Raw genomic sequence first — 726 nt, 5'->3', positions numbered from 1 at the left:
TTAACGCCCGCAGCACGCGCAGCTTTGTAGTGAAGGCGAAGCCGCAACGAAAAAGCTGTCGCTGTGCCTGCGATTGTTAGCACTTTTATTGGAAATAAAGCTTTGCATTATTTTCAACCGCCACCTGACACAAGCTTACTAAGGCATCGGTCATTGGCTCACCATCAATGTTTTGTAATGAAGCATTGAGGTTATTTCCAGGTTCATATGGGGTTTGCCTCGACCAATCGTACTCTATTTTCTGAGGCGGCAACTTGGCTAATACTTTCTTTATGTAAGTTAACTCCTCAATTAGATTCTCACACTCTTGAGGCGTCCAGTAACCATCCGAATCATGATGATTTATTAGGAGCTTGCAATTTTTGGGGTCTACGTTTTCTTTGATGGAATCAATGAATTTACCATAGTCGTGATATGTCCCAACTTGGAATCCATCTATCTCTTCATCATCCTGCGTGAAAACCGCCAGATATAGGCTCATGCCCTTTGCCTCAAAATACGAATTCTGCTTTGTCCTTTATCATCTACTAATGACTCGATGGCCTCTTGGAGCTTAGAACTAACTATGCATATGTCAGGGATTTTGATCATCAAATATGAGTTTTCTTCACTACATAGGCGAGCAAAATACTGAATCTCATTTGTGAGTTTCAGTTCAGATACATTTTTGTACATTCCATAGCCAATATGGCTTCTACTGTCGATGTATTTCATAGAGTGCTAACG

Annotated in this window: 1 protein-coding gene; it reads right to left on the bottom strand. The window is 41.0% G+C overall.

Going from position 1 to position 726, the window contains the following annotated elements:
• Window positions 1–85 precede the first annotated feature (85 nt).
• Window positions 86–481 carry an Imm70 family immunity protein gene (locus tag FZF01_RS19340; RefSeq protein WP_150279463.1) on the bottom strand — a complete coding sequence of 132 codons (396 nt, stop codon included), beginning with the start codon at window positions 479–481 and terminating at the stop codon, window positions 86–88.
• Window positions 482–726: the final 245 nt, after the last annotated feature.

It is taken from the genome of Halopseudomonas salina, assembly GCF_008641105.1.
This window is presented reverse-complemented; position numbering and strand designations above follow the sequence as displayed.